At 69.8% G+C, this 1,507-nt stretch carries 1 protein-coding gene; it reads right to left on the minus strand.

The window, feature by feature from the left end; all coding sequences use genetic code 11:
* Positions 1-17: 17 nt before the first annotated feature.
* Positions 18-1,262, minus strand: coding sequence for an IS110 family transposase (locus ACWEVO_RS36355; RefSeq protein ID WP_452311920.1), 1,245 nt, complete (start codon positions 1,260-1,262; stop codon positions 18-20).
* Positions 1,263-1,507 lie beyond the last annotated feature (245 nt).

Here is a 1,507-nt window from a genome sequence, read left to right on the forward strand (position 1 = left end):
GCGTGAGTAGCCCTGTGTCAAGCCTTCACTGGTTGATCTTGGTTGAGGAGTCGTTGGAGTGCTCGGTGCTGGGTGGGGTCGTAGGCGGTGCCGGTGGTCCAGCACTTCCAGATGATGTCGAGCCAGGCGCGGGCGAGGATCCGGACGGCGTGGGGGTGGTCGTGGCCGCGGGCGCGCGCGCGGCGGTAGAGGTCGGCGGCCCAGGGGTTGGCGTGGCGGCTGTCGCCGGCGAAGTCGCAGACGGCGTCGCGCAGTTGTTTGTCGACGGCCCAGCGGAACGCGACGATGCGGGCTTTGCCGGACTCGCGGGTGGAGGGTGCGACGCCGGCGAGGCAGGCCAGCGAGGCCGGGGTGGGGAACCGGCCCCGGGCGTCGCCGATCTCGGCGAGCAGCCGGGCAGCGCGGACGGTGCCGGATTTCGGCAGGCTGGTGAAGATCTGCCGATCGGGGTGGACGGTGAGGGCTTCGGTGATCTGCTGGGCCAGGGCCTCGATCTGAGCGGTGATCGCTTGGATGGTGGCCAGGTAGGCGCGGGTGATTCCGGCCAGGACCTGACCGTGGTGGCCGGTGGCGCCGCGGGCGGCGCCGGCGATCCGGGCGTGCAGAACAGCCGGGTCGGTGCGGCCGCAGTATCCGACGCTGGTCAGCCAGGCGGCCAGGCGTTTGGGCGAGAGCCAGTCGATGGCGTCCTGGCTGGTGAAACGGGTCAGGAAGCGCAGGCTGACGGCGGAGTCGAGGTCGGCGAACAGGTCGACGGCGGCGGGCAGGGCGGTCTGCAGGTGCGCGCGCAGCTGGTTGGTCGCGGCGACGCGGTGTGCGACCAGGTCTTTACGAGCTCGGCACAGTTTCCGCAGCGCGGTGGTCGGTTCGCTGTCCAGCAGCAGCGGTGTGAGCCTGCGGCGGTCGGTGCGGACGGTGTCGGCCAGGACGTAGGCGTCGAACCGGTCGTCCTTGTTACCGGCCGAGCCGTAGCGGCGGCGCAGCGCTTTGACCTGCGACGGCGGGATCACGAACACCGTGCGGCCAGCAGCGAGCAGCGCGTCGACGACCGGTCCGTCACCGCGTTCGATGCCGACATCGTCGACACCGTGACGGTCCAGGACCGTGTTCAGCCTGTTCAGGCCGGTCTTGTTGTGGGTGACGGTGATCCGTTCGATCGGCTCTCCGTCCGCGTCGAGCACGCACACGGCGTGGTTGTCCTTCGCCCAGTCAACGCCGGCCGTGGTCGCTCGCTTCATGCCGGGGGTGTCCTGCACACTCATTCTTGCCTCTCCGCTGCGCTACCAGTGGGGAAGCACCTGGCGGTTCCGGGACACCGCAGCCGGTTGCTCATTGAGCGGCGTTCGCACACGCATAGCCCTGTGGCCGATCGGGGTGCCCCGGGCCGCCGGGCCTCGCAGAACTCACGCTGGACCTCGAAGGTCGAGCGAGCGGGGCGATGGCCCGACGGTCACCGGTGCACTCGAACCAACATCAGCTCGAGTGAGACAAGGGTGCACCAATGAGC

The sequence above is a fragment of the Micromonospora sp. NPDC003776 genome, from assembly GCF_053605645.1.